At 65.9% G+C, this 17913-nt stretch carries 21 protein-coding genes; 5 read left to right on the top strand and 16 right to left on the bottom strand.

The window, feature by feature from the left end; all coding sequences use genetic code 11:
• The first annotated feature begins 106 nt into the window (after positions 1-106).
• Both GGR62_RS06220 and cydB read left to right on the top strand, forming a co-directional pair.
• The gene (locus GGR62_RS06220; protein WP_184407058.1) at positions 107-1504 is read left to right on the top strand and encodes a cytochrome ubiquinol oxidase subunit I; all 1398 of its coding nucleotides are present in this window, start codon (positions 107-109) and stop codon (positions 1502-1504) included.
• A complete protein-coding gene (gene cydB, locus GGR62_RS06215; protein ID WP_184407057.1) occupies positions 1504-2520 on the top strand; it encodes a cytochrome d ubiquinol oxidase subunit II in 1017 nt (338 codons plus the stop codon). Before GGR62_RS06220 ends, cydB begins: the two co-directional genes overlap by 1 nt.
• Before the next feature lie 168 nt (positions 2521-2688).
• On the opposite strand, the gene GGR62_RS06210 is transcribed toward cydB, so the two are convergent.
• The 15 genes from GGR62_RS06210 to GGR62_RS06140 all read right to left on the bottom strand — a co-directional run bounded on the left by GGR62_RS06210 (position 2689) and on the right by GGR62_RS06140 (position 15679).
• Positions 2689-3426, bottom strand: a complete 738-nt coding sequence (locus GGR62_RS06210) for a prolyl oligopeptidase family serine peptidase (RefSeq protein ID WP_221229072.1) — start codon at positions 3424-3426, stop codon at positions 2689-2691.
• 183 nt (positions 3427-3609) lie between these two features.
• Positions 3610-4971, bottom strand: a complete 1362-nt coding sequence (gene mgtE / locus GGR62_RS06205; protein ID WP_184407055.1) for a magnesium transporter — start codon at positions 4969-4971, stop codon at positions 3610-3612.
• A gap of 142 nt (positions 4972-5113) precedes the next feature.
• Entirely contained in the window at positions 5114-6835 is a 1722-nt protein-coding gene (ptsP, locus tag GGR62_RS06200; RefSeq protein ID WP_184407054.1) for a phosphoenolpyruvate--protein phosphotransferase, read from the bottom strand.
• Between the two features lie 58 nt (positions 6836-6893).
• Positions 6894-7163 (bottom strand): HPr family phosphocarrier protein, encoded by a 270-nt coding sequence (locus GGR62_RS06195; protein ID WP_184407053.1) that lies wholly within the window; start codon positions 7161-7163, stop codon positions 6894-6896.
• Positions 7156-7548, bottom strand: a complete 393-nt coding sequence (locus GGR62_RS06190; RefSeq protein WP_184407052.1) for a PTS fructose IIA subunit family protein — start codon at positions 7546-7548, stop codon at positions 7156-7158. Before GGR62_RS06190 ends, GGR62_RS06195 begins: the two co-directional genes overlap by 8 nt.
• A 500-nt stretch (positions 7549-8048) precedes the next feature.
• A complete protein-coding gene (gene rapZ / locus GGR62_RS06185) occupies positions 8049-8921 on the bottom strand; it encodes an RNase adapter RapZ (protein WP_184407051.1) in 873 nt (290 codons plus the stop codon).
• Positions 8918-9868 (bottom strand): HPr(Ser) kinase/phosphatase, encoded by a 951-nt coding sequence (gene hprK, locus GGR62_RS06180; protein WP_016904610.1) that lies wholly within the window; start codon positions 9866-9868, stop codon positions 8918-8920. The genes rapZ and hprK overlap by 4 nt, the downstream gene beginning before the upstream one ends.
• A complete protein-coding gene (locus GGR62_RS06175) occupies positions 9865-10323 on the bottom strand; it encodes a PTS sugar transporter subunit IIA (RefSeq protein WP_184407050.1) in 459 nt (152 codons plus the stop codon). The genes hprK and GGR62_RS06175 overlap by 4 nt, the downstream gene beginning before the upstream one ends.
• A gap of 21 nt (positions 10324-10344) precedes the next feature.
• Positions 10345-10662: a ribosome-associated translation inhibitor RaiA gene (gene raiA / locus GGR62_RS06170; protein WP_006451270.1), complete on the bottom strand. Its 318-nt coding sequence runs from the start codon at positions 10660-10662 to the stop codon at positions 10345-10347.
• An 87-nt stretch (positions 10663-10749) separates the two neighbouring features.
• Positions 10750-12189, bottom strand: a complete 1440-nt coding sequence (locus tag GGR62_RS06165) for an RNA polymerase factor sigma-54 (protein ID WP_184407049.1) — start codon at positions 12187-12189, stop codon at positions 10750-10752.
• Positions 12190-12229: 40 nt separating this feature from the next.
• Positions 12230-12949, bottom strand: a complete 720-nt coding sequence (lptB, locus tag GGR62_RS06160) for an LPS export ABC transporter ATP-binding protein (RefSeq protein ID WP_184407048.1) — start codon at positions 12947-12949, stop codon at positions 12230-12232.
• Entirely contained in the window at positions 12949-13530 is a 582-nt protein-coding gene (lptA, locus tag GGR62_RS06155; RefSeq protein ID WP_184407047.1) for a lipopolysaccharide transport periplasmic protein LptA, read from the bottom strand. Before lptA ends, lptB begins: the two co-directional genes overlap by 1 nt.
• Complete coding sequence (gene lptC, locus GGR62_RS06150) at positions 13508-14083, bottom strand: LPS export ABC transporter periplasmic protein LptC (RefSeq protein ID WP_184407046.1); 576 nt, start codon at positions 14081-14083, stop codon at positions 13508-13510. The genes lptA and lptC overlap by 23 nt, the downstream gene beginning before the upstream one ends.
• Positions 14080-14628, bottom strand: a complete 549-nt coding sequence (locus GGR62_RS06145) for an HAD hydrolase family protein (RefSeq protein ID WP_184407045.1) — start codon at positions 14626-14628, stop codon at positions 14080-14082. Before GGR62_RS06145 ends, lptC begins: the two co-directional genes overlap by 4 nt.
• Positions 14629-14677: 49 nt before the next feature.
• Positions 14678-15679 carry a KpsF/GutQ family sugar-phosphate isomerase gene (locus GGR62_RS06140; protein WP_184407044.1) on the bottom strand — a complete coding sequence of 334 codons (1002 nt, stop codon included), beginning with the start codon at positions 15677-15679 and terminating at the stop codon, positions 14678-14680.
• Between the two features lie 53 nt (positions 15680-15732).
• Here GGR62_RS06140 and GGR62_RS06135 point away from each other — a divergent pair, with 53 nt between their 5' ends.
• The 3 genes from GGR62_RS06135 (at position 15733) to GGR62_RS06125 (ending at position 17674) form a co-directional block, all read left to right on the top strand.
• Entirely contained in the window at positions 15733-15960 is a 228-nt protein-coding gene (locus GGR62_RS06135; RefSeq protein WP_104614516.1) for a BolA family protein, read from the top strand.
• Positions 15961-16079: 119 nt separating this feature from the next.
• Positions 16080-17354 (top strand): UDP-N-acetylglucosamine 1-carboxyvinyltransferase, encoded by a 1275-nt coding sequence (gene murA / locus GGR62_RS06130; RefSeq protein ID WP_184407043.1) that lies wholly within the window; start codon positions 16080-16082, stop codon positions 17352-17354.
• Positions 17351-17674: an EF-hand domain-containing protein gene (locus GGR62_RS06125; RefSeq protein WP_184407042.1), complete on the top strand. Its 324-nt coding sequence runs from the start codon at positions 17351-17353 to the stop codon at positions 17672-17674. Before murA ends, GGR62_RS06125 begins: the two co-directional genes overlap by 4 nt.
• Positions 17675-17700: 26 nt before the next feature.
• Here GGR62_RS06125 and GGR62_RS20925 read toward each other — a convergent pair.
• On the bottom strand, positions 17701-17913 hold a 213-nt coding region (locus tag GGR62_RS20925), incomplete at its 5' end, for a hypothetical protein (protein ID WP_221229070.1).

The raw sequence follows: 17913 nt of genomic DNA, 5'->3' as shown, positions 1-17913 counted from the left end.
ATGATGCTCCTGCAGCGCAGACGTCGCGATCGAGCGCACTGTTACTTCGTTCGTCGACCCGCAACCTGTGCGCTGATGCTGCCCCATCTCTCCTGGAGGATTCTCCATGGATGCCTTGCTGTTATCGCGGATCCAGTTCGGGTTCGTCATCGCATTCCACGTGCTGTTTCCCGCATTCACCATCGGGCTGTCCAGCCTGCTGGCCTTTCTCGAATGGCGCTGGCTGCGCACCCGCCAGCCGGTATGGCGCGAGCTGTATTTCTTCTGGCAGAAGATCTTCGCCGTGTCGTTCGGCATGGGCGTGGTCAGCGGCATCGTGATGGCGTTCCAGTTCGGCGCCAACTGGCCGGAGCTGAGCCGCATCGCCGGCAGCGTGATCGGCCCGCTGCTCAGCTACGAAGTGCTCACCGCGTTCTTTCTGGAAGCCAGTTTCCTGGGCGTGATGATGTTCGGCTGGGGGCGCATCTCCGAGCGCCTGCATTTCCTGGCCACCTGCATGGTGGCGCTGGGCACGCTGTTTTCCACGTTCTGGATCCTGTCGTCCAACAGCTGGTTGCAGACCCCGGCCGGCTATGAGGTGGTCGACGGCATCGTGCATCCGGTGGCGTGGCTGAAGATCATCTTCAATCCCTCGTTTCCGTACCGGCTTGCGCACATGGCGCTGGGCTCGTTCATCACCACCTGTTTCGTGGTCGGTGCGGTGGGGGCGTGGTATCTGCATCGCGGCGTACACCGCGAGGCCGGGCTGCGCATGCTCAAGCTGGCGGTGGCCTTCGCGGCGATTACCGTGCCACTGCAGATCTTCGTCGGCGACATGCATGGCCTGAACACGCTCAAGCACCAGCCGATGAAGATCGCGGCAATGGAAGCGCACTGGCACGACGACGGGCAGGGCAAGGGCGTCCCGCTGGTGGTGTTCGCGTTGCCCAACGAGAAGGCCGAGCGCAACGATTACGAGGTGGCGATTCCGCGCGTGGGTAGCCTGATCCTGACCCATAGCCTGGATGGCAGCATCGCGCCGCTGACCTCGGTGCCTGCGGCCGATCGTCCGCCGGTGACGCCGGTGTTCTTCGCCTTCCGCATCATGGTGGGGATCGGCTCGTTGATGTTGCTGGTGGCCTGGGTATCGGCGTTCGCCTGGTGGCGCGGCAAGTTGCTGCAGTGGCGCTGGTTGCTGGCGACCTGGCGCTGGATGTTGCCGAGCGGCTTCATCGCGCTGGTCTCGGGTTGGTTCGTCACCGAGATGGGGCGGCAACCGTACGTGGTCTATGGGCTGTTGCGCACCGCCGATGCAGTGGGCCCGCAATCGACGCTGATGACCGCGATCTCGCTGGCGGTGTACGTGGCCGGTTACGCATTCGTATTCGGCTGGGGCATCTGGTACCTGGTCAAGATCGGCAAGATCGGGCCGACCCCGCATGACGCGCCGCAGCTGGACCACGGCGAACACACACCCGCGCGGCCGCTGTCGGCGGCCGACGAACCGATCGACGGAGCCGCATGATGGACATGAGCAGCGTATTGCCGGTGGCGTGGTTCGCGGTGATCGGCTTCGGGGTGCTGATGTACGTGGTGCTGGACGGCTTCGTGCTCGGCATCGGCATCCTGGCGCCGTTCCGCAAGGACGAAGCGCAACTGGATCTGATGATGAACACCGCCGCGCCGATCTGGGACGGCAACGAAACCTGGCTGGTGCTGGGCGGGGCAGGGCTGCTGGCGGCGTTTCCCAAGGCATATGCGGTGATTCTGTCGGCGCTGTACCTGCCGGTGTTGTTGATGGTGATGGCGCTGGTGTTCCGCGGAGTGGCGTTCGAGTTCCGCTTCAAGGCGCAGCGTTCGCGGCGGCTGTGGAGCAACGCCTTCGCCGCCGGCTCGATCCTGGCGACGTTTGCGCAGGGCGTGATCCTGGGCGCGCTGGTGCAGGGCCTGCCGATCGAGAACGACCGCTATGTCGGCGGCATCTGGGGCTGGTTCAGTCCCTTCGCCATGCTCACCGGGGCCGCGCTGGTGTTCGGCTATGCCTTGCTCGGCAGCACCTGGTTGATCCTCAAGACCGAAGGCCACGTGCAGCAGCTTGCGCGTCGATTGAGTCGGCCGCTGACCATCGCCGTGTTGCTCTTCATCGGCCTGGTCAGCGCCTGGCTGCCGTCGCTGCAATCGCATGTGATGGAGCGTTGGTTCACCGGCGCGCATTACCTGTGGCTGATGCCGGTGCCGGTGTTGGTCACCATCGTCGGCGTTGCGCTGTGGCGTGCCACGGAAGCGGGGCGGCCGGATATGCCGCCGTTCTTGCTGGCGATGGGCCTGTTCGTGCTCGGCTTTCTCGGCCTGGTGCTGGGCATGTGGCCGTACCTGGTGCCGCCGGTCTACACCATCTGGCAGGCCGCCGCGCCGCCGTCTTCGCAGGTGTTCGCCTTGATCGGCCTGGTGGTGTTGTTGCCGCTGATCCTGGGCTATACGGTGTGGTCGTATCGGGTGTTTCGCGGCAAGGTCACTGCAGAAACCGGCTATCACCATTGAGGGGGTCTGCGGCGTCACCGCGCCACATGCTGCGATTGAATGCGCGGTGCGGTGACTGTCGATGCGGTAATCGCGTTGGAAACCTGCGGTAAGTTCCAGCCAGCATGCGCACGGCTGCACCAAGCGGGTCTGGTCCCCACGCTGCGGTCCGCTGGATGCCCGCCCCGCTCAGCGTAGGCGCTGCTTGAACATCCACGCCCACATCGCCGGCTCCGCGTAGGTCGCGTCCCAGGCGTTGTGGTTGCCGTCGGGATACTCGCTGTAGCGCACATTGGCACCGACGCCTTTTGCGGCGCGGTACAACGCGCGGTCGTCGTGCGGTGGCACCGCGTCGTCCTTGGCGCCATGGAACATCCAGATCGGCACGTGCTTCAAGCGGGTGACCGCTGCGGTGTAGGGGTCGGCTTCCTGCGCGACCAGGCTGACGTAGAGCGTGCGGCGCTCATCGCGCGGCGCCTTGAGTGCGCCGCAGATCGGCACGATCGCTGCGAAACGCTGCGGCTGCATCAGCCCGATCTCCCACGCGCCGTAGCCGCCCATCGAAATGCCGGTGAGATAGGTGCGTTGTGGGTCGGCTTCGAACTCGGTGCTGGCCGCATCCAGCGCGGCCAGCGCCATGCGTGCGTTCACGCCCATCCATTCTTCGTCGTCAGGCACCTGCGGCAGCACCACCAACGCAGGAAACTCGGCGGTGTGTTCGCTCAGGTACGGGCCGACGCCGACCTCGGCCTGGTCGCGTCCGTTGTCGCCGCGCTCGCCCGATCCGTGCAGGAACAACACGATCGGGCGCGGCTGCGGCACCTTGGAGGCCGGCACGAACACTTGATAGCGGTACAGACGCCCTTCCATTTCCAGCGTGCGGCTGACGAAATGGCCGCGCCGTCCGTCGTGATGGCGATCAGCCATGCTGGAACAGCCGGCAAGCACCAGCGCAAGGGCGGCAAGTACAAGGAAACGACGAATCACGCACCACTCCCCAACAATTACAGGACTGCAGTATTACCGCATTCAGATGTACTGGCATGCCGCGCTGCGGCGAGGCGTGCCACGGATCATGCGGCGCGGTCCTCTGCTGCCCGTTGCGCGCGTTCACGGCAGCAGGATCAGCGTGGCCAGGCCGAGGAAGCTCAGGAAGCCCATGACATCGGTCAACGTGGTCAGGATCACGCCACCGGCCAGCGCAGGATCGAAGCCGAGCCGTTTCAAGGTCACCGGCACCAGTACGCCGCCGAACGCCGCAGTGAGCATGTTCAAGGTCAGTGCGGTACCGATCACCAGCGACAGCATCGGCTGGCGGAACCAGACCAGGACGATCAGGCCCAGCCCGATGCCCAGCACCATGCCGTTGATCAAGGCGACGGTGAGCTCCTTCTTCATCAGGGTCATCACGTTGGACGAGCCGATCTGGCCCAGCGCCAGGCCGCGCACCATCAGTGCCAGCACCTGGGTGCCGGCGTTGCCGCCCATGCCGGCCACGATCGGCATCAGCGCGGCCAGGGCGACCAGCTTTTCGATGGTGCCTTCGAACTGGCTGACCACGCTGGAGGCCAGAAACGCGGTGCACAGATTGATGCCCAGCCAGATCAGGCGGCGGCGGAACGCGCGCCGTGCCGGGCTGAACATGTCTTCGTCCTCGTCCAGGCCGGCGGCGCTCAACGCCTGGTGCTCGGCCTGCTCGCGGATGATGTCGACCACGTCATCGATGGTGATGCGGCCTAGCAGGATGTTGTTGTCGTCCACCACCGGGGCGGAGATCCAGTCATGGTCGGAGAAGCGCCGCGCCACTTCGTCCGAGCCATCGCCGACATCGATCGCCGGTTGTTCGTCGTCGATCAGGCGATTGACCGGCGTGTTGTCTTCATGGGTGACCAGCGCGGCCAGCGACACGCGGCCCAGGTACTGATGGCGTCGGCTCACCACATACAGGTGATCGGTGTGATCGGGCAGTTCGCCGCGCAGGCGCAGATAGCGCAGCACCACATCGACATTGACGTCGGCGCGCACCGTCACCACGTCCGGATTCATCAGGCGGCCGGCGGTGTCTTCCGGGTACGACAACACCTGCTCGAGCCGCTCGCGGTTCTCGCGGTCCATCGACTTGAGCACTTCGTCGATGACGGTGTCGGGCAGGTCTTCGACCAGATTGGCCAGATCGTCGATGTCGAGGTCTTCGACCGCGGCCACGATCTCGTCGGTGTCCATGTCGGCCAGCAGGCTTTCGCGCACTTCCTCGCCGACATGCAGCAGCACTTCGCCGTCGTCTTCCGGATCGACCAGCCCCCACACCACTTCGCGCTTGCCGGGCGGCAGCGATTCGAGCAGGTTGCCGATCTCCGCCGGCGCCAGCGTATTGACCAGCCGGCGTACCGGTCCTAGGCGTCCGCTATCCAGCGCATCGGACAGCAATCGAAGCTGACGCGCGGTCTTGTCGTGGCGGACGGCTTCGGCCATGCGCAGCTCCCTGGAAGAGTGGACGCGTCTTGATGGAGGACGCGGTGCTGGATCAGCCCGGCATTATCGCTTGCGCATGGTGACGAAACATACAGTGCTGTGCCACTGCGCGCGCTGCGATGACACAGCCAGCCAGATGCGGCTAACCCGACGCGTTGCCGGCCAGCCACTTCTCGATGCCCTTGCGGTCGCGTGCGCGCAGCAGTTTGTCGCCTTGCACGCGCAGCTCGCCCAGGTGGATGTCGCGCACCGCACGGCGCACTTCCAGCAGCGTGGCCGGATGCAGGCTGAACTCGGTGAGCCCCAACGCCAGCAACATCGGCACGAAACGCGGGTCGCCCGCGATCTCGCCGCACACCGCCACCGGCTTGCCGTAGCTGCGGCCGGTGGCGATCACCTGCGCGATCAAGCGCAACACGGCCGGATGCAGTGGCGAATACAACTCGCCCAGGGCCTCGTTGTTGCGATCCACCGCCAGCAGGTACTGCACCAGATCGTTGGTGCCGATCGACAGGAAATCGATATCGTCGATGAAGCAATCCAGCGCCAGGGCGGCGGCAGGCACTTCGATCATCGCGCCCAACGGAATGTGCTCGGCGATCTCGTGGCCTTGCTCGCGCAATTGCACCGCCAGCTTCTTGATCTGCCGACGCAGCAGCTGGATTTCCTCGCGGCCGCTGACCATCGGCACCAGGATGCGCACCGGGCCGTAGCCGGACGCGCGCAGGATCGCGCGCAGTTGCGTCTGCGCCACCGCCGGGCGGGCCAGCGACAGGCGCACCCCGCGCAGGCCCAGCGCCGGGTTGTCTTCGTCGCTCAAGGTCAGCCCGGTACGGTCGGCCTTGTCGGCGCCCAGATCCAGCGTGCGGATGGTGACCGGGCGCCCGCTCATGCCCAGCACGGTGGCACGATAGGTGTGGAACTGCTCGTCTTCGTCCGGCAACTCGTTGCGCTGCAGGAACAGGAATTCGGTGCGATACAAACCCAGGCCGCTGGCGCCCAGTGCATGCGCACGCGCCACGTCTTCCAGCGACTCGGCATTGGCCAGCAGGGTGATATCGACGTTGTCGCGGGTGCGGGTGGGCTTGGAACGCAGCCGGCCCAGCTCGCGCTGCTCCTTGGCCAGCGCGCGCAGGCGTTCGCGGTAGTCGCGCAGATGTTCGGGCTTGGGATCGACGATCACCTGGCCCGAGCCGGCATCGACGATCAGCACATCGCCATCGTCGATCCGTTGCAGCGCATCGGCCACGCCGACCACCAACGGCAGGTGCAGGCTGCGCGCCAGGATGGCGCTATGCGACAGCGCGCTGCCGGCGGTGGTGACGATGCCGACCACCCCTTGCGCCTGCAGCTGCGCCAGCTCGGACGGCGCCACGTTGTCGCAGACCAGGATCTCGCCGGCCACGCCCTTGAGGTCGGGCGCGCGCTTGTGCAGGAACGCATGGATGCGGCCGATCACGTGATCCAGATCGTCCATGCGGCTCTTGAGGTACGCATCCTCCATGCCGTCGAACACCGCCGCCAGCCGGTCGCGCTGCACACGCAAGGCGTAGTCGGCGCTGTAGCGGTGGGTGCGGATCAGCTCGTCCAGCCCTTGCAGCAGCTCCGGGTCGTCCAGCAGCAGCGCATGCAGTTCGAGGAATTCGCCGACCTCGCGCGCAAGCGCGCCATGCAGGCGATCGCGCAATTGCTGCATCTCGGTGCGCGCTGCCTCGATCGCCACATGCAGGCGTTGCAGCTGCGTTTCCACCTGGCTGGCGGGCACGCGTTGCTCGGCCACTTCCAGGGTGTGGCTCTGGCGCACGCGCGCACGCCCGAGTGCGTTGCCGCGCGAGGCGCCGTGTCCGCGCAGGCGCAGGCTCATGCGTGTGCCTGGCGCGGCGGCGCCGTGTCGGTCGAAACGGCACCGACGCCACGCATGCTCAGCTGTCCTCGTCGAAGCGACGCTCGAACAGGTCCACCAGCGCCTGCAAGGCCTCGGCTTCGTCTTCGCCATCCAGCCGCACCACCACGCTGGTGCCCTGGCCGGCGGCCAGCAACATCACGCCCATGATGCTCTTGGCATTCACCTCGCGGCCCTTGGCCGCCAGCGTCGCATTGGCGCGATAGGACGACAGCGTCTGCACCAGCTTGGCGGTTGCCCGCGCATGCAGTCCGAGTCGGTTGGAAACTATGAGTTCGCGTTCAAGCATCGTCGATGATCGCTCCGTTGCGGGTGCCTGCCGCCGCAGTGGCGGGTAGCTCCTGCAATCCTTGTTCGGGGTAGTTCATCACCCGCAGCAGCATCGGCAGGCTGAGCGCGGACACCCGGCGAACCGGCGTGCCCAGCTTGGCCAACCGGCTGGCGAGATTGCTGGGGCTGGCGCCATACAGGTCGGTGATGACCAGCACGCCGTCGCCGCTGTCGACCCGACGCATCGCCGCCGATGCCTGGGGCAGTAACGCGTCCAGGTCTGCATCGAACGGAACTTCGAAGGCTTCGGTCTTCAGCGGCAACTGCCGCAACAGCCCCGTCGCCACGTTCAACAACGCCGCGCCGATGCCGGGATGAGTAATGAGGAGAATGCCACAGGCCATGCCGAAACGTTAACAGGTCGGCATGACCGCGCGATAGCGTTTGCCCGCACCGATGCGTTGCGAACTGAATAGCCGTTTAGGACCGCTGCAGCGTGCAGCGTAAGCAGCAAGTGCGCCGCTGCCGCATGGCGATGGTCGTGAGTCCAGAGTCTGCCGATGCGAACCGCATCACAAGCGAACGCTGCAGCGCGCGACCGGAACGCGCCGACGAAATGCACCGATCAGAAGTTTTTTCTCGCAGACCCAATGCCTGCGTCAGGCCGATCGATCTGCGACCGCAGCAAAAAAAGAAAGCAGCCGTGGCAAAGAGGCGACCTGCATCGCCCAAATCAGCCATCAAGACCAAAACATCCACAGCAAGCGCGGGGCAGGGACCCGATGCCGAAGCCAACTCGCAAGGCCAAGCGTCAAAGCACAGATGTCATCGGCCGTTCGCACATTCCAAGCCGCATGACACCGCTTTGACGATTTCCGAATCCCGATTCCCCAATCCCAGCCCTTCAGTCCTGCTCGCGATGAAACGTCGCCACTTCCGGCCAGCCCTGTTCGCGCGCATGCCGGGCCATGCGTTCGGCCAGATACACCGAGCGATGCTTGCCGCCGGTGCAGCCGAAGGCGATGGTCACGTAGCTGCGGGTGTCGTTGCGCAGCCGCGGCAGCCAGGTGTCGAGCAGGTCCACGATCTGCGCGCTGTAGCGCACCACATCCGGTTGTCCGTCCAGGTACTCGCGCACGCCGGCATCGCGGCCGGTGAGCGGGCGCAGCTCCGGGTCCCAGTGCGGATTGGGCAATACGCGTGCATCGAACACGAAGTCGGCCTCGGCCGGCACCCCGCGCTTGTAGGCGAACGACTCGAACAACAGCGACAAGCGATCGTTGCTGCCGAGCGCAAATTCGGTGACCACGCGGCGGCGCAACTGGTGCACATTGAGCGTGCTGGTGTCGATGATGGCATCGGCTTGCGTTCGCAGCGGTTCGGTCAGCTCGCGCTCGCGGGTGATCGCTTCGGGCAAGGCCAGCCCGAGATGGCTGAGCGGATGGCGGCGGCGCGTGTCCGCGTAGCGTTTGATCAAGGCCTCGTCGCTGGCCTCGAAGAACAGCAGGCGTGCCTCGATGCCGTATTCCTGCGCGGCCTGGCGCCACTGCGCCAGCTGCGTGAGGTCGCTGCGGCTGCGCACATCGATGCCCACCGCCAGGCGCTGGTCGCCGATCGGGTTGCCCCGCAGGCGGCTCTTGACGAAGTCCGGCAGCAGTTCGACCGGCAGGTTGTCCGAGCAGTAGTAGTCCAGGTCTTCGAAGGTCTTCAACGCAACCGATTTGCCCGAGCCGGACAGCCCGCTCACGATCATCAACGTGGAGGGCGCGGTACTCATGGCGTGCGTCTCTCCAGCAGGTTGCTGTGGCGGGCGATGAACATCGCCGCCGGGTCGATGCCCTTGGTGCGCAGGATATGCAGCCGGGTGGCGGCCTCGGTCAGCACCGCCAGGTTGCGGCCGGGCATCACCGGCAGGGTGATCAGCGGCACGTCCAGATCCAGCACGTGGCGGCTGCCGGAATCGCCGGTGAGGCGTTCGTAGCCAGATGGGGTGGGCTCGGTCATCGGGCGGGTCAGGTGCACGATCAGGCGCAGGTACTTGTTCTTCTTCACGGCGGTGTCGCCAAACATGTCGCGCACGTTCAAGACCCCCAGGCCACGCACTTCCAGCAGATCCTGCAGCAGCTCGGGGCAGGTGCCGTCGAGCACGTCGGGCGCGATCTGGGTGAATTCTGGCGCATCGTCTGCGACAAGCCGATGACCGCGGCTAAGCAGTTCCAGCGCCAGTTCGCTCTTGCCCGAACCGGCTTCGCCGGTGATCAGCACGCCGATCGAATAGATTTCCATGAACACGCCGTGCAGCGTGACCCGTGGCGCCAGCGTGCGTGCCAGGTGGTAGGACAGGTGATTGAGCAGTTCGTGGCCGCGCTTGGGCGAAATCCACAACGGCGTATTGGATTCGTCGGCGGCCGCGCGCAAATCCTCCGGGCACGACTGGTTCTTGCTGATCGCCAGCGCCAGCGGTTGCACCTGGATGATCTTTTCGATCGTTTCCCAGCGCTGGCGCGCGTCCAGCGAGTCCAGCCAGGCCAGCTCTTCAGTGCCCAGGATCTGCACCTTGTTGGGATAGATCACGTTGAGATAGCCGGCCAGCGACGGACGGCGTGCATTGTTGCTGCCGGCCTCGATCTCGCGGTGCTCGCCCTTCTGGCCGGCCACCCAGCGCAGCGCCAGCTTGTCGCGCTGCTGGTCGAACAGTTCGCGTGCGGTGATGCTGGTATTCATGCGGCGCTGGCCTGTGGTGGTGGCACCTCGGTGAGCAGCGCCATCAGGGCGTCCGCATTGGGGGCGGCGCGCAACTGCTGACGAAAGTCCGCATCGGAAAACCGTTCGGCCAGTTCCGACAACAGCATCAGATGCTGATGGGTGTAGTGCGCCGGCACCGCCATGGCGAAGATCAGATCCACCGGCTCGTCGCTGCCGAAAGGCACGGGCGTGTCCAGCCGCAGCAGCGCCCCGCGTGGTTCGGTGAGATTGGGGCAACGCCCATGTGGAATGGCGATGCCGTGGCCGATGGCCGTGCTGCCCAGCGCTTCGCGTTCGCACAGATTGGCGTAGAGCTCGTCTGCGCCGGCCTGGCGACAGGACAGCAGGTCGGCGGCGGTATGCAGGACGGTGTCGCGATCGGCGGCCGGCGACACCACGGTGCGCACGGCCGCCATCAGATCGGTTAAAGGCATGAGGGCATCAAGCGGGAAGCGTCATGCGAGATTGTCGCGCACCTCGCGTGCATGGTGGTTACATTTCTTTTCCTTGTGCTTGAGCACCAGGCGGTCGAGCTTGTCGACCAGCAGGTCGATGGCCGCATACATGGTGGAGCCGCTGGCATCGGCGTGCAGGGTACGACCGGGAAGGTTGACGGTGGCGACCACGTGGTGGTCTGGCTTGCGAACGGCCAGCTGCGTTCGGACTTCACAGTGCTGGTCGAAATGGCGCTGCAGTCGCTGCAGCTTGCTTGCCACGTACTCCCGCAGCGCGGGGGTCACTTCAAGCTGGTGGCCATACGTCTCGATACGCATCGGATACCTCCATTGGTCGGTGGGCCAATGAACCTTTCCGGTGATCCGACTTACCCGGCGCAGGCCGGCGTTGCGGTGGTTGCAACGTCAGGCGATACGGACGCGTTCGTGGGAGGCGGAAATGTTCATGGCCTCACGATACTTCGCAACGGTGCGCCGCGCCACTGGTATGCCGGAGGTTTTCAGCAGATCTGCCAACTTGGCGTCGGACAGCGGCTTGCGCGGGTTTTCCGCCTCGATCAGCCGCCGGATCATGGCCTGGATGGCGGTGCTGGAGGCCTCGCCGCCGCTGTCGGTGTCGATGCCGGAAGCGAAGAACGCACGCAACGCGATGGTGCCGCGCGGGGTGCGCACGTATTTGCGGGCGATCGCGCGGGAAATGGTGGATTCGTGCAGGCCGAGCTCGCCTGCGATCTCGCGTAGCGTCAGCGGGCGCAAGGCCTGCGCGCCGAATTCCAGGAACCCGGCCTGATGCCGCAGCAGGCAGCGCACCACCCGCAGCAGGGTTTCGCCGCGCGCTTCCAGGCTCTTGAGCAGCCAGCGCGCCTCCTGCAACTGCCCGCGCAGATAGCCGGCGTCGGATTCGCCACAGCTGCGGATCAGGTTCTCGTAGCCACGGTGGATGGTGACCTTGGGCTGCGAGCGGCCGGCCAGCGAGGCGCGCCAGACGCCATGCTGGCGCCAGATCACGCAGTCCGGCACCACGTAGGTGTCCTGCGCCAGGTCGCCGATCTGCTTGCCCGGGCGCGGGTCCAGCGAGCGCACCAGCTGCACGGCCTGTTCGACATCGGCGGCGGAGCGCTTGAGTTCGTGCGCCAGCCCGGCCACACCGGCGCGCGGCAGGCGTTCCAGCGGGCCGGCGACGATCTGCAGCGCAAGTTCGCGCCCCGGGATGGCAGGGTCGAGCACGGCCAGCTGCAGTGCCAGACATTCGCCCAGCGTGCGCGCACCCACGCCGACCGGGTCGAAGCGCTGGATCTGGTGCAGCACGGTCAGTACTTCGGCTTCGTCCACCGCTGCGCCGAGCGCCAGGGTTTCGAGAATGGCCGACAGCGGCTCGCGCAGATAACCGTCTTCGTCCAGCGCATCGATCAGCAGCGCACCGATCTGGCGGTCGCGTGGCGACAGCGGCGACAGATGCAGCTGCCACAGCAGATGGTCGGCCAGCGTCTCGGATTCGGCCACCCGGTCGGCGGCGTCTCCGGACTCGTCGTCGTCGAAGCTGCCGCCGCTGCCGGTACCGGTCCACTGCAACTCGTCCTGCGACCAGTCGTCATCGCGCTCGGCAGGCGTGGGCTCTTCGCGCGGGGTGTCGTCGGTGGAGGCGGCCGACGACGCTTCCACCGGCGAGGCGCTAGCCGCATGCGCCGCCTCGTCGGCCCATTCGAGCAGCGGATTGGTTTCCACCGCTTCGGCGATTTCCAGTTCCAGCTCGGTGGTGGACATCTGCAATAGCTTGATCGCCTGACGCAATTGCGGCGTCATGACCAACTGCTGTCCTAGCGATGTCTGGAGCCGGGCTTTCATGCAGGCAATGACTGGAAGAAGCGATGGCGCGGCGACGCGCTCAAAGGCGGAAGGTTTCCCCCAGATAGACGCGGCGGACGTCGGGATTGGACAGCAGTGCGTCTGGTGCTCCCTGCGCCAGCACGCCTCCCTCGGCCAGAATATACGCGCGGTCGCAGATCCCCAAGGTTTCGCGCACGTTGTGATCGGTAATCAACACGCCGATGCCGCGTTCCTTGAGGTGGATGATGATGCGTTGGATCTCGCCGACCGAAATCGGGTCCACGCCGGCGAAGGGTTCGTCGAGCAGCATCATGCGCGGCTTGGCCGCCAACGCGCGCGCGATTTCGCAACGCCGCCGCTCGCCGCCGGACAGGCTGGCGCCCAACTGATCTGCCACATGGGTGATCTGCAGTTCTTCCAGCAGCGAGATCAGTTCCTTCTCGCGGCCGGCGGTGTCCAGTTCCTCACGCAGCTCGAGCACCAGCCGGATGTTGTCGGCCACGGTCAGCTTGCGGAAGATCGACGGTTCCTGCGGAAGATAGCCGACACCGAGTTTGGCGCGCGCGTACATCGGCTCGGCAGTAAGATCGCGGCCGTCCAGCTCGATACGCCCGGCATCGGCCTCGACCAGGCCGACGATCATGTAGAAGCAGGTGGTCTTGCCGGCGCCGTTGGGGCCGAGCAGGCCGACCACTTCGCCGGCCTCCAGGGTGAGGCCGAATTCCTTGACCACTTCGCGTTGCTTGTACTTCTTGCGCAGACCGGTGGCGACCAGCATTACTTCTTCCCCTGCGGCTTGGCAGCAGGCTTGGCTGCTGCCGGTGCCGGGGTGGTCGCCGGCGCGGCAGCAGGCGTCGCTGCCCCCGGGGCTGCAGTCTTGGGCTGGATGATCGTGCGCACGCGGCTGCCATCGCCGCCACTTTGCATGTTGCCGGTCTTGGTGTTGTAGACCATGCGCTGGCCGGCGTTGGTGCCCTTGGGCGAGTCGACCTTGTAGTTGCCGGTCAGGATGATGATCTCGTCGGCGACCTTGTATTCGATGTTGTCGGCCTTGCCGTTCATCATCGCGCCATCGTCCATCTGCTGCTTGAGCGTAGCCTGCTTGCCGTTGAGGATCACACGGTCGGTCTGGCCGTTCTTCTGGAAGATGTCGGCGGTATCGGCGTGGATTTCCAGCGTGCCCTGGGTGATCACCACATTGCCGCTGAAGCGGCACTTGCCGCTGTCGTCGAGCATGTTGCAATCGTTGGCATTGGAGTCGATCGCCATCGGCTGATTGCGGTCGCTGGTCTTGGCCATCGCCATGGCAGGCAACAGCAGCGCGGCAAATGCCAGTTTAGCGGGCAGCATTCGGTTCATAGCGGGTCTTGACCTGAGAAAGGAGCTTGTACTGGCGTGATTTGAGATCGGCTTCGAAGCCGACGCCGCTCTGCATGATACCCGGGCGGGTCATGCTCACCGGGGCGGCGGTCTTGGCGAGGTTCTGCTGCGGGAAGACGTCCAGGCTCTGGGTGCGGAACGTCGTCGGCGGGGTATCGCCGGTGGTCGGGCTGTCGCCGGACACATCGCCGCGCAGGCGCAACTCGTCGCCCTTGGGACTGATCCAGCCGGTCTTGGAACGCAGCGTCCACGGCTGATTGGCGTTGTCGGGCATGAAGAACACCGGGGTGGTGATCTCCGAGGTCTGGTCGGCGCGGTTGCGGTGCATTTCCGGCGCCCGCAGCGTCATCGATTCCTTGCCGCTCTGTTTATCGAGCGCGATCAATTCGAAATCGCGCAGCACGTAATCGACGCGCGAGTCGTCGACTGCGGCGGCGGCCGGGCGTGCGCGCTGCTGCCACGCCGACCAGCCGGACACGGCTGCCACTACGAACAGCACCACGCCCAGGGTGGTGCGCCAGTTCCAGCTCATGCGGAAAACCTTTCGATGATGCCCTCGACCTGGCCCTGCGCGGCAAGCACCACATCGCAGACCTCACGCGCTGCACCTTCGCCGCCGCGTGCGCGGGTATGCCACTGCACGCGCTCTGCGATCCAGGGATGGGCGTTGGCGGGCGCGACCGGAAGGCCGACCGCCAGCAACGCCGGTAGGTCGGGCAGGTCGTCGCCCATGAACAACACCTGGTCCAGCGACAGGCCGTGCTCCTGGCACAGGGCCAGCACCGCCAGGCGCTTGTTCTTGACCCCGATCTGCACGTGCAGGCCCAGGTCCTGGCCGCGTTTTTCCGCCGACAGGCTGGCGCGCGCGGTAATCAGCGCGACATGGATGCCGGCCTGATCGAGCTGCTTGAGCCCCTGGCCGTCGAGCACATTGAAGGATTTGCTCTCGTTACCGGCGTGGTCGTAATACAGGCGGCCGTCGGTCAGGGTGCCATCGACATCGAAACAGGCCAGGCGCACGCGTGCGGCGCGGTCGATCAGGTCGGTGGGCAGGTGCTGCAAAGGGGAATAGGGCATCGGCACGAATCAGTGAGAACGGGGTTCCGGCGGTGGAAAACTGAACCTGTTAAACCACCTTGGCGCGCAACAGGTCGTGAATGTTCAATGCGCCGACCGCGCGCTGCTGCGCATCGACCACGATCAACCCGTTGATCTTGTAATCCTCCATCAGCCGCGCGGCCTCGGCAGCCAGCTGGTCGGCGCCGATGGTCCTGGGATTGCGCGTCATCACCTCGGCAATGCCGGCGCTGCGTACGTCGATGTCGCTGTCCAGCGCGCGGCGCAGGTCGCCGTCGGTGAACAGCCCGATCAGCCGGCCGTCGTGATCGACCACCGCAGTCATGCCCAGCCGTTTGCGGCTCATTTCCATCAGCGCCTCGCTCAGGCTGGCGTCTTCGCGCACGCGCGGCAGGTCATCGCCGCCATGCATCACGTCGGTGATGTGCAGCAGCAGGCGCCGGCCCAGGCTGCCGGCCGGATGCGAACGGGCGAAGTCGTCGGCGGTGAAGCCGCGCGCATCGAGCAGTGCCACCGCCAGCGCATCGCCCATCGCCAGCGAGGCGGTGGTGCTGGAGGTGGGTGCCAGATGCAGCGGGCAGGCTTCGGCCGACACGCTGATGTCCAGGTGCACATCGGCGGCCTGGGCAAGCGACGAGGCCGGGCGCCCGGTCATGGCGATGATCGGGTTGCCCTGGCGCTTAAGCACCGGCAGCAGCATGCGCACTTCGTCCGATTCGCCCGAATACGACAGCGCCAGCACGATATCGGTCTCGGTGATCATGCCCAGGTCGCCGTGGCCGGCTTCGCCGGGATGCACGAAGAACGCGGGCGTGCCGGTCGAGGCCAGGGTGGCGGCGATCTTGCGCGCGATATGCCCGGATTTGCCCATGCCGGTGGCCACCACGCGCCCGCGCGAGGCCAGCACCAGCCGGCACGCTGCAGCGAACTCGGCGCCGATGCGGGCGCCCACGCTGGCCAGCGCCTCGCGCTCGATCTCGAGCACGCGCTGGCCGCTGGCGACCAGGCTGGCGTCGCTGAAGGGGGCGGAAGGCAGGTGCGAGACGGCCATGCGGGACTCGGGTGAAGAGTAGAATGTGCGCTCATTTTATGAGGAAACGCCCTGTGGACGCCGAAACCATCCGTAAACTCATCGAATCCGGCTTGCCCGAAGCCCGCGTCGACGTGCACGGCGACGACGGCGTGCACTTCGAGGCGACCGTGGTCAGCCCCGCATTTGCCGGCAAAGCCCCGCTGGCCCGCCACCGCATGGTCTACGCGACCCTGGGCGAGCTGATGGGCGGGGCGATCCACGCGCTGCAGCTCAAGACGCTGACCCCCGACGAGGGCTGAGCAGTGGTCGGCGCTTGACTGGCCGGGGCGGTCCATCCGCCTCGACCACAAGCGCCGACAAGCGCCCGGCCACTCACGCATTCCCCCGATCCCACTCTTTCGGATTCCCTGAAGATCCCATGGCAAAAATCGTAGTGACCGGCGGCCAAGCGCTGCACGGTGAAGTCAATATTTCCGGCGCCAAGAACGCGGTGCTGCCGATCCTGTGCGCCACCCTGCTGGCCGATGCGCCGGTGGAGATCAGCAACGTGCCGCACCTGCACGACGTGATCACCACGGTGAAGCTGCTCAGCGAGCTGGGCGCCGAGGTCACCATCGACGAAGGCACGTTGGCCAAGGGCCGCTCGATCCTGGTCGACCCGCGCTCGGTCACCCATCAGGTCGCGCCGTATGAGCTGGTCAAGACCATGCGCGCCTCGATCCTGGTGCTGGGCCCGCTGCTGGCGCGCTACGGTACCGCCGAAGTGTCGCTGCCTGGCGGCTGCGCGATCGGCTCGCGCCCGGTGGACCAGCACATCAAGGGCCTGCAGGCCCTGGGCGCCGATATCAGCGTGGAAAACGGCTACATCAAGGCCACCAGCAACGGACGCCTGAAGGGCGCCCGCTACGTGTTCGACATGGTCAGCGTCACCGGCACCGAAAACGTGCTGATGGCCGCCGTGCTGGCCGAGGGCACCACGGTGCTGGAAAACGCGGCGATGGAGCCGGAAGTCACCGACCTGGCCGACTGCCTGATCGCATTGGGTGCGCAGATCGAAGGCGCCGGCACGCCGCGCATCGTGGTGCAGGGCGTCGAGCGGCTGGGCGGCGGGCACCATGCGGTGCTGCCGGATCGTATCGAGACCGGTACCTTCCTGGTCGCTGCGGCGATGACCGGCGGCAGCGTCACCGTGCGCCGCGCGCGTCCGGAAACCCTGGATGCGGTGCTGGACAAGTTGACCGAAGCCGGCGCCACCATCACCACCACCGCCGACAGCATCACCCTGGACATGCAGGGCAAGCGTCCGCGTGCTGTCAGCCTGACCACCGCGCCGTATCCGGCGTTTCCGACCGACATGCAGGCGCAATTCATGGCGCTCAACTGCGTGGCCGACGGCGTGGGCGTGATCAACGAAACGATCTTCGAAAACCGCTTCATGCACGTCAACGAACTGCTGCGCCTGGGTGCGGACATCCAGGTCGAAGGCCACACCGCGATCGTGCGCGGCGCCGAACGCCTCAGCGGTGCGCCGGTGATGGCCACCGATCTGCGCGCCTCGGCGTCGTTGATCCTGGCCGGTCTGGTCGCCGACGGCGATACCACCATCGACCGCATCTACCATCTGGACCGTGGTTACGAAAACATCGAGGAGAAGCTGGGGGCGCTGGGCGCGACCATCCGGCGCACCGCATGATCCTGCGCGGCCGCTTCACTACCCGTCGCAAGATCCTGCTCGGCGTGATCGTGCTGATCCTGGCGTGGCTGGCCTATGCGTGGTCGGTGGGCATGGCGATCACCCAGGGTGTCGAATTCAAGGACATGGACTGGAACAACGACGGCACCGCCAGCCGCAACGAGATCGCGCAGTCGTTTTACGCGGTGGCGGTGAAGAAAACCGTGGAAGGCAAGCGTCACTGCGACCTGTTCTATTGGCGCAGCACCGGGGCGCAGATTCGCGTGGATTGCCGCACGGTGTTCGCTACCGGCGATGACAAGGCTGCGGCCAAGCCCTGAGGAGTGAATAGATCGGCGCGGATGGATCACTTTTGCAGCAAGTGATAGGTCTGTGCGGACAGGTTACCTGTGGAGCGGCTGATCTGTTGCTTGGCTGCAGGGCCCTTGTGCCCGCCCTCCATCGCGGGACACGCCGCAAGTACTTCCTTGTAGCAACTGTGTTGTTGGAGGGGCTTTGGCCACTCCGTCAGCCGGGCACGGTGGTGCCGGCTGCTGTCAGCAGCCATCGTCCCATCCAG

It is taken from the genome of Xanthomonas sp. 3075, assembly GCF_014197275.1.
GTDB lineage: Bacteria > Pseudomonadota > Gammaproteobacteria > Xanthomonadales > Xanthomonadaceae > Xanthomonas > Xanthomonas campestris_B.
This window is presented reverse-complemented; position numbering and strand designations above follow the sequence as displayed.